Annotated in this window: 15 protein-coding genes; 12 read left to right on the top strand and 3 right to left on the bottom strand. The window is 65.0% G+C overall.

Annotation, left to right across the window (positions count from 1 at the left end; translation table 11 throughout):
* Positions 1-46: 46 nt before the first annotated feature.
* Positions 47-1,786: a gamma-glutamyltransferase family protein gene (locus JXQ94_RS12175; protein WP_421924064.1), complete on the top strand. Its 1,740-nt coding sequence runs from the start codon at positions 47-49 to the stop codon at positions 1,784-1,786.
* Here the strand turns inward: JXQ94_RS12175 and JXQ94_RS12170 are convergent.
* Together JXQ94_RS12170 and JXQ94_RS12165 are read right to left on the bottom strand one after the other, a co-directional pair.
* On the bottom strand, positions 1,777-3,258 hold the full coding sequence (locus tag JXQ94_RS12170) for a sensor histidine kinase (RefSeq protein WP_421924063.1): 1,482 nt from the start codon (positions 3,256-3,258) through the stop codon (positions 1,777-1,779). The genes JXQ94_RS12175 and JXQ94_RS12170 overlap by 10 nt on opposite strands.
* A 17-nt stretch (positions 3,259-3,275) precedes the next feature.
* Positions 3,276-4,052: a TVP38/TMEM64 family protein gene (locus tag JXQ94_RS12165; protein ID WP_421924062.1), complete on the bottom strand. Its 777-nt coding sequence runs from the start codon at positions 4,050-4,052 to the stop codon at positions 3,276-3,278.
* A gap of 99 nt (positions 4,053-4,151) precedes the next feature.
* Here JXQ94_RS12165 and rpmH point away from each other — a divergent pair, with 99 nt between their 5' ends.
* The 7 genes from rpmH to dapD all read left to right on the top strand — a co-directional run bounded on the left by rpmH (position 4,152) and on the right by dapD (position 9,661).
* Positions 4,152-4,286, top strand: a complete 135-nt coding sequence (gene rpmH / locus JXQ94_RS12160; RefSeq protein ID WP_295694437.1) for a 50S ribosomal protein L34 — start codon at positions 4,152-4,154, stop codon at positions 4,284-4,286.
* Between the two features lie 5 nt (positions 4,287-4,291).
* Complete coding sequence (locus tag JXQ94_RS12155) at positions 4,292-4,693, top strand: ribonuclease P protein component (protein ID WP_295694434.1); 402 nt, start codon at positions 4,292-4,294, stop codon at positions 4,691-4,693.
* A gap of 6 nt (positions 4,694-4,699) precedes the next feature.
* A complete protein-coding gene (yidC, locus tag JXQ94_RS12150; RefSeq protein ID WP_421924061.1) occupies positions 4,700-6,490 on the top strand; it encodes a membrane protein insertase YidC in 1,791 nt (596 codons plus the stop codon).
* Between the two features lie 68 nt (positions 6,491-6,558).
* Positions 6,559-7,134 (top strand): ribosome biogenesis GTP-binding protein YihA/YsxC, encoded by a 576-nt coding sequence (gene yihA, locus JXQ94_RS12145; RefSeq protein WP_421924060.1) that lies wholly within the window; start codon positions 6,559-6,561, stop codon positions 7,132-7,134.
* Between the two features lie 7 nt (positions 7,135-7,141).
* On the top strand, positions 7,142-8,137 hold the full coding sequence (locus JXQ94_RS12140; RefSeq protein ID WP_421924059.1) for a DUF1036 domain-containing protein: 996 nt from the start codon (positions 7,142-7,144) through the stop codon (positions 8,135-8,137).
* A gap of 1 nt (position 8,138) precedes the next feature.
* A complete protein-coding gene (locus tag JXQ94_RS12135) occupies positions 8,139-8,837 on the top strand; it encodes a pyrimidine 5'-nucleotidase (RefSeq protein WP_421924058.1) in 699 nt (232 codons plus the stop codon).
* A complete protein-coding gene (gene dapD / locus JXQ94_RS12130) occupies positions 8,834-9,661 on the top strand; it encodes a 2,3,4,5-tetrahydropyridine-2,6-dicarboxylate N-succinyltransferase (RefSeq protein ID WP_421924056.1) in 828 nt (275 codons plus the stop codon). Before JXQ94_RS12135 ends, dapD begins: the two co-directional genes overlap by 4 nt.
* Here dapD and JXQ94_RS12125 read toward each other — a convergent pair.
* The gene (locus tag JXQ94_RS12125) at positions 9,658-10,875 is read right to left on the bottom strand and encodes a TIGR03862 family flavoprotein (RefSeq protein ID WP_421924055.1); all 1,218 of its coding nucleotides are present in this window, start codon (positions 10,873-10,875) and stop codon (positions 9,658-9,660) included. The two genes, dapD and JXQ94_RS12125, sit on opposite strands and share 4 nt — an antisense overlap.
* Positions 10,876-10,971: 96 nt before the next feature.
* Between JXQ94_RS12125 and JXQ94_RS12120 the strand changes: the two genes are divergently transcribed.
* From JXQ94_RS12120 to JXQ94_RS12105, 4 genes are read left to right on the top strand one after another with little or no spacing between them, the layout of a single operon-like run.
* Positions 10,972-11,343 carry an aspartate decarboxylase gene (locus JXQ94_RS12120; protein WP_421924054.1) on the top strand — a complete coding sequence of 124 codons (372 nt, stop codon included), beginning with the start codon at positions 10,972-10,974 and terminating at the stop codon, positions 11,341-11,343.
* A gap of 17 nt (positions 11,344-11,360) precedes the next feature.
* Positions 11,361-11,837, top strand: coding sequence for a GNAT family N-acetyltransferase (locus JXQ94_RS12115; protein ID WP_421924053.1), 477 nt, complete (start codon positions 11,361-11,363; stop codon positions 11,835-11,837).
* Between the two features lie 36 nt (positions 11,838-11,873).
* A complete protein-coding gene (gene dapE / locus JXQ94_RS12110) occupies positions 11,874-13,043 on the top strand; it encodes a succinyl-diaminopimelate desuccinylase (protein ID WP_421924052.1) in 1,170 nt (389 codons plus the stop codon).
* Positions 13,040-13,603: a hypothetical protein gene (locus tag JXQ94_RS12105; protein ID WP_421924051.1), complete on the top strand. Its 564-nt coding sequence runs from the start codon at positions 13,040-13,042 to the stop codon at positions 13,601-13,603. The genes dapE and JXQ94_RS12105 overlap by 4 nt, the downstream gene beginning before the upstream one ends.
* The last annotated feature ends 7 nt before the right edge of the window (positions 13,604-13,610 follow it).

Below are 13,610 nucleotides of genomic sequence, written 5' to 3'. Positions count from 1 at the left end.
GAGTTGTCGGTCCAGTCTGACCGGACATTGTTGAGGGGCAAGTTAGATGCTGCGTTTCCTGTTCGCCACCACCGCACTTGCAGGTGGGCTTTTTCTTGCCAGTTGTTCCAGCGATGACGAGCCCGCGGCCAATGCTGAAGCCGGGACGGACATTGCGATCGAGACGGGCCCGGCGATGGTCGCTGCCGCCAATCCACATGCCGTAGAAGCCGGGCTGGACGCCTTGCGCGCCGGTGGTGATGCGATCGATGCGGCCATTGCCGTGCAAAGCGTGCTTGGCCTGGTCGAGCCGCAAAGCTCGGGCCTCGGTGGCGGCGCGTTCCTGCTCTATTACGACGCCCAGTCCGGGGACCTCACCGTCTATGACGGCCGCGAAACGGCACCGGCTAGCGCGGGACCGGACCTCTTCCTCGACGAGAATGGCCAGGCGCTGGGTTTTGGCGACTCCGTCTTTTCCGGTCATTCCATCGGCGTGCCCGGCGCCATCGCCATGCTGGCCATGGCGCACGAGGATCATGGCGCGCTGGACTGGGCGGACGGTTTTGATGCCGCAACCGGCCTGGCCGAGACCGGATTCGAGATTTCGCCGCGCCTCGCGCGCTTTATCGCCGGCATGGCACCGCGCGGCCCGCTGGATGAATGGCCGGCCTCCCGCGACTATTTCTTCACCGATGACGGCACACCGCATCCGGCCGGTCATCTGCTGCAGAACCCGGCCTATGCGGAGACGACGCGCGCCCTCGCCGCCGACTGGCGCGCCCTTTATGAAGGCCCCCTGGCTGCCGCGATCATTGAGGCGGTTCAGGACGAACCGCGCCCCGGCGGACTGACCCTGACCGATCTGGCCGCCTATCAGGCCGTACGCCGTGATGCGCTTTGCCGGAATTATCGTGAATGGACGGTCTGTGGCGCGCCCCCGCCAGCCTCCGGCGGCGTGACCGTCAACGAGATTCTTGGCCTGCTCGAGCCTTATGACCTGTCCGCCACCGGACCGGAAACGGTCGAGGGTTGGCGCCGCTTCATCGAGGCCAGCCGCCTCGCCTATGCGGACCGCGATGCCTATGTCGCCGATGCAGATTTCGTGGCCGTACCGGTCGCCGGCCTGCTCGACGCCGACTACATCGCCGAGCGGTCTCTTGGCATCCAGCGCACAACCGCCCTGCCACGATCGACGCCGGGCATCCCGGACGGCGTCACCGCGCCGGGCGCCGACGCCACGCCCGACTCACCGGGTACCAGCCATTTCGTGATCGTCGACAGGGATGGCGATGTGGTCTCCATGACGACAACGGTGGAAAGCGTGTTCGGCAGCCATCGCATGGCGGGAGGCTTCTTCCTCAACAACCAGCTGACCGATTTCTCGCGTACACCGACAGACGCCAATGGGGCGCCGGTGCCGAACGCACCGGAGGGCGGCAAGCGACCGCGCTCGTCCATGTCGCCGACCATTGTCTTCGACCAGGACGGCGAGTTCGTACTGGCGACCGGATCGCCCGGCGGCTCCTCGATCATTGCCTATACCGCCAAGACACTGGTCGGCATGCTCGACTGGGGACTGACACCGCAGGCGGCGATCGAGCTGCCCAATGTCGTCGCGCGTGGCGATGTCATCCGTGTCGAAGACGGGATGGATCCGGACATCCTGGCCGGACTGGACGGTCTTGGCTTCACCCTCGACGCCAATCGCGGTGAGAATTCCGGCTTGCACATCGTGCGGCGACTGGAAGACGGGACGCTGATTGGCGGCGCCGATCCGCGCCGAGAGGGGCAGGCCCGTCAACCTTGATGGGAGTGCGCGGGTGCGGACGGCAGGCTGACGCCAAAGATCGTGCCATCCTCGCCGGTCGCGACCAGTTTGACATCGCCGCCATGGGCGCGGGCGAGCTCACGGGCAATCGACAATCCCAGCCCGCTTCCACCGCGACGGGTTGAGCCGCCAAACGGCTGGAACAGGCGTTCACGGGCCTTGGGCGGCACGCCGGGACCGGTATCGGAGATCTCGATCCGGATTTCACCGGCACTTGTCGACGGATCAATCGGCGGCACGGGTACCGCGCGTGCGGTCAGGCGCCGGGGCTCGGACCCGGCCTGCATGGCCTGGATCGCATTGCGGCAGAGATTGAGGAAAAGCCGGTGCGCCTGATCCGGGTCGGCATCGAGCACAATCTCCTCACCGACATCATTGACCCAGTCCACATCGCCCTCTGCCAGGATGGCATCGCCCGCGACCTCCTCCAGCAGGGCCCGCGCCGGAATCGGCTGACGCACAGGCGCGCTTTCCTCGGCGCGGCCGAATTCCAGCGTCGCTTCGCAGAGGCGAACCCCGCGGTCGACCGAGCGCACCAGGCGCTCGCCCATGCCACGCACCCGGTCATCCGTATCCATGGCCAGCCGGTCCGAGACCAGTTGGGCGCTGGCCAGGACATTGCGCAGATCATGATTGATCTTGGCGACGGCGCCGCCCAGCGCTGCGAGCCGCTCGCGCTGATGCAGGGCCTGACGCACATCGGCCTGCATGCGGGCGAGCTCGTGCTCGGCCTGGCCGATTTCATTGCGGCCATCACCCGGGCGGATCATCCGCCCCGGATCTGCCGGGTCTTCGCGGAAATGGGTCATTGCCCCGGCCAGCCGGCGCATCGGTCGCACAAAGAGGAAAAAGAGTGCGCAATACAGGACCGCCCCGACAATGAAGGCGGCGAGGCTGGCATAGATCAGGAGGCGTCGGGAGAAATCGCGCAAGGCGGTATGGAGCGGACCTTCGCGCACAATGACATCGATCAGCTCGTCCGGGGCTCCCACCGGTTGAGCCCTGATGCGCAGCAGCCGGTCATCATCCGCGGTCAGGGTCTCGACCGTATCGCGGATATGGGTCCACCAGCTGGCCTTGCGCAGATCGCTTTCGACCAGCCCTTCGCCGATCGGTCCGGAATAGAGGACAAGCTCATTCATGCCATCGCGCACACGCGCCACGGCGACCGCGTCAGCGCCCATCAGGAGCGCACGGACCTCTTCCTCACCCAGAGCCCCGCCCGGCGCTACATCGGCCGCCAGTGCGGCCAGGTGGGCAGCCTCGGCACGATCCGTCATCCATTGCAGTCGGAAACTCGCGGCCGCCGGGAAATAGACGAGGACCAGGCCCGCCGTAACCAGCCCCAGCGTGACCATGAGAAGCTGGGCCCGCAGATTGTCGAACACGCCGGGGGCCGGCGTTTCGGACGGGCGAGCGGGCTCGCTGGAGGGCGGGAGATCAGTGGGCATTGTTCAACGCCGATAGCCTAGTGCGATTTGCCCGGCAAGGCGCGTGCCTTTCGCCGCCTTTGCCAGCGACGCCAGAACAGTGGCGCGAGGGCCAGCGGGATGATCATGAGCAGCGGCAAGAGAACCTGCGGCTGCAGGAGGGCTTCCGGCCCTGGCAGGGCCTCCATTTCGCTCAGCGAGCCGAGCCCGGCGCCGAAGCCTGCATAGAGGATAATCGACGGCAGGGACCCGATCAGCGTCCCGAGCGCCATCGCGCCGAGCGAGACCCGCGACAGCCCGGCAGCCAAATTGACTCCGAAATACGGCAGGGGCAGCAGCCGCAACAGGATCATATAGGTCAACTGGTCCCGCTCGAACCCGGCCGCAAGGCGCCGATAGCGTTCGTGCAATCGGGTTCGCCGCGCATCACCGGCAAGGAAGCGTACGAGCAAAGCCGTATTGATCGCGCCCAGTGTGAGCCCGAGCAAGGACACCGGAATGGCCCAGACCTGACCGAGCACGAATCCGGCCGCAATGGTCAGCCAGAGGGCACCGGGAAGCGCGAGACTCGCCAGCAGGACATAGCCAAGCGCGCACAAGATCACAGCGAGGGCGAAATGGTCCTGAATCACGTCCCGGGTCAGACCCCGGCTTTCACGCAGCCAGGCCAGCAGGTCGAGCGGGCTCGTACCCGTCAGTAAAAGTCCCGCAATAACAAGCAGCAGCGCGATCAGAACGAGGCGGCGCAGCCAGCGCAGGCCCGTGGAGCGCGGCCCGGGCGGCATTTGCGGCGGTTGGTCTGCGGCGTTTCCCATGTCATTCTCCTGCTCAGTGAGGGGCATGAAGCCTTGACGCCGCCGCTGCAAGGGCGTAATTGCCGCCGCTCTCGAATTGAACGCCGATGGAGCGCGACCGTGAAACGTACTTTTCAGCCGTCAAAGATCGTCCGCAAGCGCCGCCACGGCTTTCGTGCCCGCATGGCGACGAAATCCGGCCGTCTAATCCTGGCTCGCCGCCGGGCCAAGGGCCGCAAGCGTCTGTCCGCCTAAGGACGATGTCAGCGCCGCTTCCTGCCGTTAAACGGCTGAAAACGCGGCGCCAGTTTTTGCACGCCGCAAAAGGCAAAAAAGCCGTCCGATCGGGCGTGGTCATTCAGGCCCGCTCGCGAGGCGGCTCTTTGCATGTCGGGCCGCACGAAATCGGGGCCGGCTTCACCGCGACCCGCAAGATCGGCGGTGCCGTCATCCGCAACCGGGCCAAGCGCCGGTTACGGGAGATTGCCCGGCTGCTACTCCCCCTCCACGGACAGCCCGGCATTGACTATGTATTCATCGCACGCGCGAGCACGCCCTCCCGGGACTGGTCGCGCTTGATGGGGGAAGTCGAAAGCGCCCTGAAGGATCTGACCAAGGGTCAGCCGCAGGGCGATCGCGAACACAAAGCGCAAGAGGCCTGAGTTTTCATGGGCGAAGATCAACGCAACCTGTTTATCGCACTGGGCCTGATCCTGGTGATCCTGACCGGATACCAGATGTTCGTGATGGGCCCGGCCGAGGAGGAGCGACGCGTCGAGCGCGAAGCGGCCCTGGAAGCGGCCGGCGGCGAGCTGGTCGATCCCGATCTGCCCGCCTCCGCGCTGGAGGCGGCGGCCGTGACCACGGTTGATCGCGAAACTGCCCTGACCGGCAATGAACGCATCACCATCGACGCCCCGGCCGTGCTCGGATCGCTCTCGCTCACCGGCGCCCGCCTCGACGATATCCGCCTGCGTCGCCACAGCGAGACGATTGACGACGACACCCCGGTCGCCCTTCTGAACCCGATCGGCGGCGATCATGTCTTCTACGCCCGCGATGGCTGGGTCTCGGGTACGCCGGGCTTTACCGATCTCCCGGGCGGTTCGACCGAATGGACCTTGGCCTCGGGCTCGACCCTGACTCCGGAAACGCCGGTCACCCTGACCTATGACAGCCCGTCGGGCCTCGCCTTCGAGCGCGTCATCTCGGTGGACGAAGACTACCTTTTCACGCTCAGCGATACGGTCACCAACAATTCCGGCGAAGAAGTCGAACTCTCCCGCTATGGCCTCGTCCGCCATGAAGGCCGCCCGGAAGATGAAACCCGCAATATGGCCATCTTCGAGGGCGCCCTCGCCGTTATCGAAGGCGCAATGATACGCCGCAGTTTCGGCAAGCTGGAAGACGGCGAACAGATTGAGGAAAGCGGCACCGGCGGCTGGGTCAGCATCACGCAGCGCTACTGGATGGCCGCCGCTGTTCCGGACCAGGACCGCCCCTTCACCGCCCGCTTCCGCACGATCGAGCGCGGCGAGCAGGACGCCTTCGAGGCCAGCTATGTCGAGCAGGCGATCGCGGTGCCAACCGGTGAAACCCTGACCTCGACCACGCATATCTTCGCCGGCGCCAAGGAATTGGACGTCCTCGAGCAGGTCCAGAACGAAGTTGGCATCGAGCGTTTCGACATGGCCATCAACTGGGGCTGGCTGTGGTTCCTGACCCGCCCCTTCGTCTGGTTGCTGACCATGCTGGAAGGCGCACTCGGCCAGTTCGGCCTCGCCATTCTTGCGCTGACGCTGATGGTCAAGATCGTCATGTTCCCGCTGGCCAATCGCGCCTATGCCTCGATGGCGAAGATGAAGGCCGTGCAGCCGAAAATGGCGGCGCTCAAGGAGCGCTATGCGGCCGATCAGCAAAAACAGCAGCAAGCGCTGATGGAGCTCTACAAGACCGAGAAGATCAATCCGCTCGCCGGTTGCCTGCCCATCCTGCCGCAGATCCCGATCTTCTTCGCGCTCTACCAGACGCTGTTCAACGCCATCGAAATGCGTCACGCGCCCTTCTTCGGCTGGATTCGCGACCTCTCGGCCGCCGACCCGACGAATATCTGGAATCTCTTCGGTCTCATCCCTTATGATCCGACGGGTATCTGGCTGATCGGCGGCGTCCTCGGCATCGGCGCCTGGCCGATCATCATGGGCCTGACCATGGCCGCGCAGCAGGCGCTCAACCCGCCGCCGCCGGACCCGATGCAGGCCCGCATTTTTGCCTTCCTGCCGATCGTCTTCACCTTCATCCTGGCCCCGTTCGCGGCCGGCCTGGTGATCTACTGGGCCTGGAACAATTTCCTGTCCGTGCTGCAGCAATACATCATCATGCGGCGCCACGGGAACGAGACCCAGGTCGACAAGCTGGTCGCCCGCCTGTTGAAGCGCGGCGGAGGAGGCGAGTCCTGACCGACGCTCGCGACGAACTGGATATCGGCCTCGGGCGGCGTTTCTTCGCACGACCCTGCACCTTCCTGATGGGTGCGGTCGCGCTGGATCACCTGCCCGATCCGGACCGGATCGAAGTCGCTTTCGCCGGGCGCTCGAATGTCGGCAAATCCTCGCTGATCAATGCCCTGACCGGTCAGAAGGGCCTGGCCCGCGCCTCCGGCGAGCCCGGACGCACGCGTGAGCTCAATTTCTTCGAGGTCGATGACACTGACCTGCGCATCGTCGACCTGCCCGGCTATGGCTATGCCAAGGCGCCCAAGCCGGTGGTCGAGAAATGGACCCGCCTGACCAAGGCCTTCCTGCGCGGCAGGGTCAATCTCAAGCGAGTCTATCTGCTGATCGACAGCCGTCACGGCCTCAAGGAGGTCGATCTGAAAATCATGGACGTCTTCGACGAGGCGGCGGTGAGCTATCAGGTCGTGCTGACCAAGACCGACAAGATCAAACCGCCGGCCGTCACCCGCCTGATCGCCGAGACCGGCGAGAAGATCGCCAAGCGCCCGGCAGCCTTCCCGCGCGTGATCGCGACCTCGTCAGCCAAGCAGGATGGCGTTGACCAGCTGCGGGCGGAGATTGTCGCCCTGCTGCCCGACATGGGATGAAAGACGCATGTTGCGCTTTCTGATCACGACCCTTCTGGCCCTGCCCCTTCTTCTGACCACGATGAGCGGCCGGGCCGATGCGGCCGAGTTGTGCAATGAGACCAGCTATATTGTCGAAGCTGCCACGGCCTGGCCGGTCGAGGGAGGCGTTGCCATCGAAGGCTGGACCCGGCTTCGCCCCGGGGATTGCGCGACCGTCGCCGGCGATGTCGATCTCGACGGTGACCAGCCGATCTTCTTCTATGCCAAATCCTCCATCGCCTATCTCGGCGGCGTGCGCGAATGGCGCGGCACGGTCCCGCTCTGCGTTGACGAGGCGGATTTCGAAGTTGTCGCCAACACGCGCTGCGCTTCGCTGGGCATGGCCTCACGCGACTTCTTCATCCGCGAAGGAGACGACCGCGAGCGCACGGTTTTTGTGGAACCCGACAGTTTCGGGAGCCGGGCCAATGTCGCCGGGATCCAGCGCCTGCTGCAATCGGCCGGCTATCCGATCAACGGGGTCGACGGACTTGATGGACGCTCCACACGGCGCGCGGTCGCCAGTTTCCTCAGCGATGCCGGGATTAGCGGTACGCCTGGCGATGGCGCCTTGATCGACGCCCTGGAAGCACGGGCCCTGGAGCGCAACGCGGCCAGCGGCATGACGGTCTGCAATACTGCCGACGGCGACATCGCTGTGGCGATCGGACACCAGGTCGGTGAAATCTGGCAATCGCGCGGCTGGTGGCGCATCCATGCCAATGAATGCGCCCGCGTCCTCGCCGCGCGACTGGAAACGGCGAACACTTTCTATTTTGCCGAGCGGATCAATACCGCCGGTCGGCGCGGCCTTGTCGGCGGGGGTGAAACCTTTTGCGTGGCCCCGGCCCGTTTTGTCGCCGAAGGCCGCACGGATTGCGCCGAACGCGGTTATGCGCCCGCCGATTTCCACCGCATCCCGGAACCTGCCGATGGCGGTGTCCGGGTTACGCTGGACGAGAGTGAATTCCGGAGGCCATGACATGGCCGATCTGAGACATATCAACCATTGGGTCTTCGACCTCGACAATACGCTTTACCCGTCGGACGCACCGATCATGGCGCAGGTCGATCGGCGCATGACACAATATGTCGCGCGACTGCTCTCGCTTCCCGAAGACGAAGCCCGCCTGGTGCAGAAAGCCTATTGGCGCGACTATGGCACCACCCTCAACGGGCTGATGGCCAATCATGCCGTCGACATGCGTGAATTCCTCGATTTCGTGCACGATGTCGATCCGACCGTGATCACACCCCACCCCGAGCTGGCAGCCCGTATCGAAGCCCTGCCCGGCAAGCGCCTCGTCTATACCAATGGCTCGCTCGGTCATGCCGAGAATATTCTCGGTCATATGGGCCTGACCCATCTCTTCGACGATATTTTCGACGTCGAGGCCTCGGGCTTTCAGCCCAAGCCGCACCAGGCCGGTTTTGACAGCTTCGTCCGCAAGTTCGACCTGCCCGTTCCGGAATCGATCTTCTTCGAGGACAGCGTGCGCAATCTGAAAACCGCCCACGCCATGGGGTTCACAACTGTCCTGGTCCGCGCCAAACATGGCCCGCGCGACGAGGAAAGCGCCGCGCCCGACGAACATCCTGATCATGTCCACCACGCCGTGGACTGCCTGCCGACCTTCCTCGGTTCCATCCGCACCACCGCAACACCGGACGATGACACATGACCGACACCGCCCTCATCACCACGATCGAGACTGCCTGGGATCATCGCGACGGCATCTCTGCCGACACGACCGGCGACGTCCGCGAAGCCGTCGAGACCGCCATCAATCTGCTTGATAGCGGTCAGGCGCGTGTTGCCTCGCGTGAGGGCAATGGCGACTGGGTCGTGCATCAATGGCTGAAAAAGGCCGTGCTACTGGGCTTCCGACTCAATCCGATGGGTCTGGTCGATGGCGGCGTGGCCGGCTCACAATGGTGGGACAAGGTCTCGTCCAAATTCGAAGGTTGGGGCGAGGCCGAGTTCAAGGCCGCCGGCTTCCGCGCGGTGCCGCCCTGCGCCGTGCGCCGCGGCTCCTTCATCGCGCCGGGCGCTGTTCTGATGCCCAGCTATGTCAATCTCGGCGCCTATGTCGATGAGGGCACGATGGTCGACACCTGGTCGACGGTCGGCTCCTGCGCCCAGATCGGCAAGAATGTGCATATCTCGGGCGGCGTCGGTATCGGCGGTGTCCTGGAACCCCTCCAGGCCGGCCCGGTCATCATCGAGGATGATGTCTTCATCGGTGCCCGCTCGGAGGTTGCCGAAGGCGTGATCGTGCGCCAGGGCGCGGTGATCTCGATGGGCGTCTTCCTCGGCCAGTCAACAAAGATTGTCGATCGCTCAACCGGTGAAATCACGCGCGGCGAGATTCCCTCTTATGCGGTCGTGGTGCCCGGCACCCTGCCCGATCCCAAGGGCGGGCCGTCGCTGGCCTGTGCGGTCATCGTCAAGCGCGTCGATGCTCAGACACGCTCCAAGACCGCCATCAACGATCTGCTGCGCTAGTCGTCTGCCAGCCAGGCTTCGATGCCGCGGGCAGCGGCAAGACCCGTCGCGAAGCTCGCCTGCAGCAGATAGCCGCCGGTCGGCGCATCCCAGTCGAGCATCTCGCCGGCGGCGAACGCGCCAGGCAGCGCCTTCAGCATGAAGCGGTCGTCCAGCGCCGTGCGGGCAATACCGCCGGCTGACGAGATTGCACGGTCCAGCCCGCGTTGGCCGGTCACCGCCAATGGCACCGCCTTGATCCGTGCGGCAAGGGCGTCCGGATCGCGAGGCAAATCGGGAACCGCATCACGCAGGACTGAAACGGCTTGCGGTGTCAGGCCCGCCTTTCGAAGCGTATTGGTCAGGGATTGCCCCTTGCGGGCACGCCCCAGCCATTGCGCCAGATCGGCCTGATCGCGTTGGGGTTTGAGGTCGAGCGACAGCGTCACGGCCTCGCCGGCCGCCAATTGTTCACGGATGGGGCCCGACAAGGCATAGACAGCCCCGCCTTCCAGGCCGTAACGCGCAATCATCGCCTCGCCGGCGACACGCTCCTCACCCAGGCTCACGACAATTGACTTGAGTGGAGCGCCGGCAAAGCGGTCCTGTGTGATCGGGCTCCAGGCCATTTCCACGCCGCAATTCGAGGCGGAGAAAGGCACTGTCTCCACCCCTTTTTCAGCCAGGCGGTCAGCCCAGCCGCCATCCGAGCCGAGACGTGGCCAGCTGGCCCCGCCAAGTGCGAACAGCGTGGCATCCGCCGTGACATTCCTGGGTCCGGCAGGTGTGCCGAATGTCAGCGCGCCGGCCTCATTCCAGCCGGTCCAGTCATGGCGAAGATGCAAGGCGACGTCCAAGTCCTCCAACCGGGCCCGCCAGGCACGAAGCAGGGGCGAGGCCTTCATCGCTTCCGGGAAGACCCGCCCCGAGGAGCCGATGAAAGTCGCCTGGCCAAGATTGTCGGCCCAGGACCGCAATGCCGCGGGATCATGCTGCACGATCACGGGGCCCAGCCAGTCGCCCGCCTCGCGATAGCGGCCCAGAAAACCGGGCAGCGGTTCGGAATGGGTCAGGTTGAGCCCGCCCCGCCCCGCCATCAGGAATTTTCGCCCCGGTGTCGGCATGCGTTCGAAGACGTCGACCGCATGGCCAATCGTGGCGAGATGCTCGGCCGCGATCAGCCCGGACGGGCCGGCACCGATTATGGCGATTTTCTTGGGGGCGATGGATGACATTCCCCCTGTCTAGCGCGCGCCGCGCCGGACCGCCATCGCGCCGACAGCAACGCTGCGCTGATCCGCCGCTACCGCTTTGCCCTCGAATCTGGTCACATGGCCCAAACATCAATCAAGGGGCGCGCCATGAGCGACGACATGACCAAGGACAAGCCGGCCGCCAAGGACCCGGCCGCACCATATGGCTCGGCTGACAATCCGTCCGAATTCGACATCCTGCACCGCATGGGCTCGGACGAGCCCTATTTCATCGTCCGCGGCGGCGACCCGCTGTCCGATGCGCTGGTGGAGCTGCATGCCTATATCGGGGCGGGCCAGTCCGGTGCCGCGCACGACACGCTGGAGCGCATCCTGGCGCTGACCTCGCAGAAGCCCCCACGTCCGGTCGGCTCCCCGAAATATCGCGAGACCTTCAAGATCTCGGTCTCGATGGAGCGTTATCGCGAGACCCACGGTCGCTCGCACTAGACCTGCCCGGTATCAGCATGGACACACCTATCCGGATCCGTCGCGGCGAGGCCGCGGACAATCCTGGTCTGGGCGAAGTGATGCATGACGCGGTCCGCAACGGGCCGAGCCGCTACACGGCCGAACAGCAGGCTGCCTGGGTGCCGGAACCCCGCAAGGGCCCCGACTGGGACACGCGCCTGGCCGGCCAGACGGTCATCATCGCCGAGCAGGCTGGCACGCTTGTCGGTTTCATGACGCTCGAGGCGCCCGACTATGTCGATTTCGCCTATATCCGGCCCGACTGGCAGGGCAAGGGCGTGTTCCGGGCCCTGCATGATGCCATCGAGCAGGAAGCGCGCCGGACCGGGCAGACACGCCTGCACGTCCACGCCAGCCTGATGGCGCAGCCCGCCTTCGCGGCCATGGGCTATGCGGTCACCGAACCGGAAGAAGTCTCGATCCGCGGTGTCGCGTTCAAACGTTTCGCCATGGAAAAATCGCTGCGTCCTTGATCTGGCTTGGAGGCGCGAACTGGCTATGTTTGCCCTATGAGCACGACTGACGATCTCGCCAACCCGCTGCCATTGGCCCAGGCCCTGATCCGGCGCCCGTCCATCACCCCGGCCGATGCCGGGGCGCTGGGCGTGCTGGAGGCAGCGCTGGAACAGCTGGGCTTTGCCTGCCGGCGCTACCCGTTCGGCGAGGTCGACAATCTCTATGCCCGGCGCGGCACCGCGTCGCCCTGCTTCCTGTTTGCCGGCCATACCGATGTGGTTCCGCCGGGCGCGGAAGATGACTGGCAGAAACCACCCTTCGGCGCCGAAGCGGCCGAGGACGGATTTCTGTGGGGACGCGGCGCCGCTGACATGAAGGGCGCGATCGCCGCCATGGTCGCCTCGGTCCGCCGCTATCTGGACACAGCGGGCGAGCCCGACGGTTCAATCGCCTTCCTGATCACCGGGGATGAGGAAGGCCCGGCCATCCATGGTACCAAGGCCGTCCTCAAGGCGCTCGCGGACGAGGGTGAGACATTCGATCATTGCCTCGTCGGCGAGCCGACCAATCCGAACGCGCTGGGCGATACGATCAAGTCCGGCCGGCGCGGCTCGCTCAATTGCACGCTGACCGTCACCGGTCGACAGGGTCATGTCGCCTATCCCGAGCGCGCGGAAAACCCGATCCCGCCCCTGCTCGACCTGCTCGGTCGCTTGTTGGCGCGCAAGCTGGATGACGGCGTCTCGCCCTTTCAGCCCTCCAATCTGGAAGTGACCTCGGTGGATGTCGGCAATCCGACCACCAATGTCATTCCCGCCAGCGCTACGGCACGTTTCAATATCCGCTTCAATATCGCCCATACCGGCGATGCGCTGAGCGAGTGGATCCGCGAGGAAGCCAATCTCGTCGACTTCAATTTCGATGGGCATATCGATGCCGACATTCATGTCACCGGGGAAGCTTTCCTGACCCCGGCCGGACCTTTCACGACCCTGCTCCAGGACGGTGTGGAAGCCGAGACCGGACGCCGCCCGGCCCTGACCACAGGCGGTGGCACCAGTGATGCCCGCTTTATCCAGCTCTACGCCCCGGTTGCCGAATTCGGTCTGGTCGGCGCGACAATGCACCAGGTTGATGAGCGCGTGGCGATCAGCGATATCGAGACACTGACGCGGATCTATACCCGCATCCTTGATGGTTATTTCCGGAGTCCACCCGCATGATCAGGCTGATCGCAGAAGGCTGGCTCGGCATGCAGGGGGCCTTGCGTCTCCTGACCTTCCGCCCGGGTGGCGAGGCCTGTTTCGATGTCTCGCTGACCGGGTTCTGGCGCTCTTTCGGCGGCCTCCTCCTGGCGCTGCCGCTGGTGGTCCTGATCTATCTTGAACGCGAATTTCTCGGCGTGCGGATCGATGCCTTTATCCAGTTCTCGGTCGTCCTCGCGACCTGGGTCAGCTTCCCCATCGCAGCCGCGCTCGCAGTGATGATTGTCGGGGCGCAACATCGCTTCCTCCCCTGGGTCGTGGTGCACAATTGGGGTGTCATCTGGCTCTATGGCGTGATCGCCGGCATCCTGTCCTTGCAGGTGATCGGCGTCATCAATGCCGAGCTCCGCGACTTCCTCTTCTACCTCTATGGCTATCTGCGCATCCTCGTTCATTGGCGCATTGCCTATGTGACACTGGGCCTGCCAACCATCACGGCGGCCTTCACCGCAGCCGTGCCGCTGCTGGTGTCCAATATCGTTCTTGTCGCGATCAGCCAGACATTCGCCGCAAACTAGGCCCCGC

The sequence above is a fragment of the Maricaulis maris genome, from assembly GCF_049116555.1.
GTDB classification, from domain to species: Bacteria; Pseudomonadota; Alphaproteobacteria; order Caulobacterales; family Maricaulaceae; genus Maricaulis; species Maricaulis maris_C.
Note: the sequence above shows the minus strand (reverse complement) of the source record. Positions and strands in the feature narration are given on the sequence as shown.

Coding starts and splice junctions, on each gene's coding strand:
- dapD (WP_421924056.1), top strand. CDS start 8,834: ATGACCGACACCGCCCTCATCACCACGATCGAGACTGCCTGGGATCAT.
- JXQ94_RS12125 (WP_421924055.1), bottom strand. CDS start 10,875: ATGTCATCCATCGCCCCCAAGAAAATCGCCATAATCGGTGCCGGCCCG.
- yidC (WP_421924061.1), top strand. CDS start 4,700: ATGGGCGAAGATCAACGCAACCTGTTTATCGCACTGGGCCTGATCCTG.
- dapE (WP_421924052.1), top strand. CDS start 11,874: ATGAGCACGACTGACGATCTCGCCAACCCGCTGCCATTGGCCCAGGCC.
- JXQ94_RS12140 (WP_421924059.1), top strand. CDS start 7,142: ATGTTGCGCTTTCTGATCACGACCCTTCTGGCCCTGCCCCTTCTTCTG.
- JXQ94_RS12165 (WP_421924062.1), bottom strand. CDS start 4,052: ATGGGAAACGCCGCAGACCAACCGCCGCAAATGCCGCCCGGGCCGCGC.
- JXQ94_RS12155 (WP_295694434.1), top strand. CDS start 4,292: ATGTCAGCGCCGCTTCCTGCCGTTAAACGGCTGAAAACGCGGCGCCAG.
- JXQ94_RS12105 (WP_421924051.1), top strand. CDS start 13,040: ATGATCAGGCTGATCGCAGAAGGCTGGCTCGGCATGCAGGGGGCCTTG.
- JXQ94_RS12135 (WP_421924058.1), top strand. CDS start 8,139: ATGGCCGATCTGAGACATATCAACCATTGGGTCTTCGACCTCGACAAT.
- JXQ94_RS12175 (WP_421924064.1), top strand. CDS start 47: ATGCTGCGTTTCCTGTTCGCCACCACCGCACTTGCAGGTGGGCTTTTT.
- yihA (WP_421924060.1), top strand. CDS start 6,559: ATGGGTGCGGTCGCGCTGGATCACCTGCCCGATCCGGACCGGATCGAA.
- JXQ94_RS12170 (WP_421924063.1), bottom strand. CDS start 3,258: ATGCCCACTGATCTCCCGCCCTCCAGCGAGCCCGCTCGCCCGTCCGAA.
- JXQ94_RS12120 (WP_421924054.1), top strand. CDS start 10,972: ATGGCCCAAACATCAATCAAGGGGCGCGCCATGAGCGACGACATGACC.
- JXQ94_RS12115 (WP_421924053.1), top strand. CDS start 11,361: ATGGACACACCTATCCGGATCCGTCGCGGCGAGGCCGCGGACAATCCT.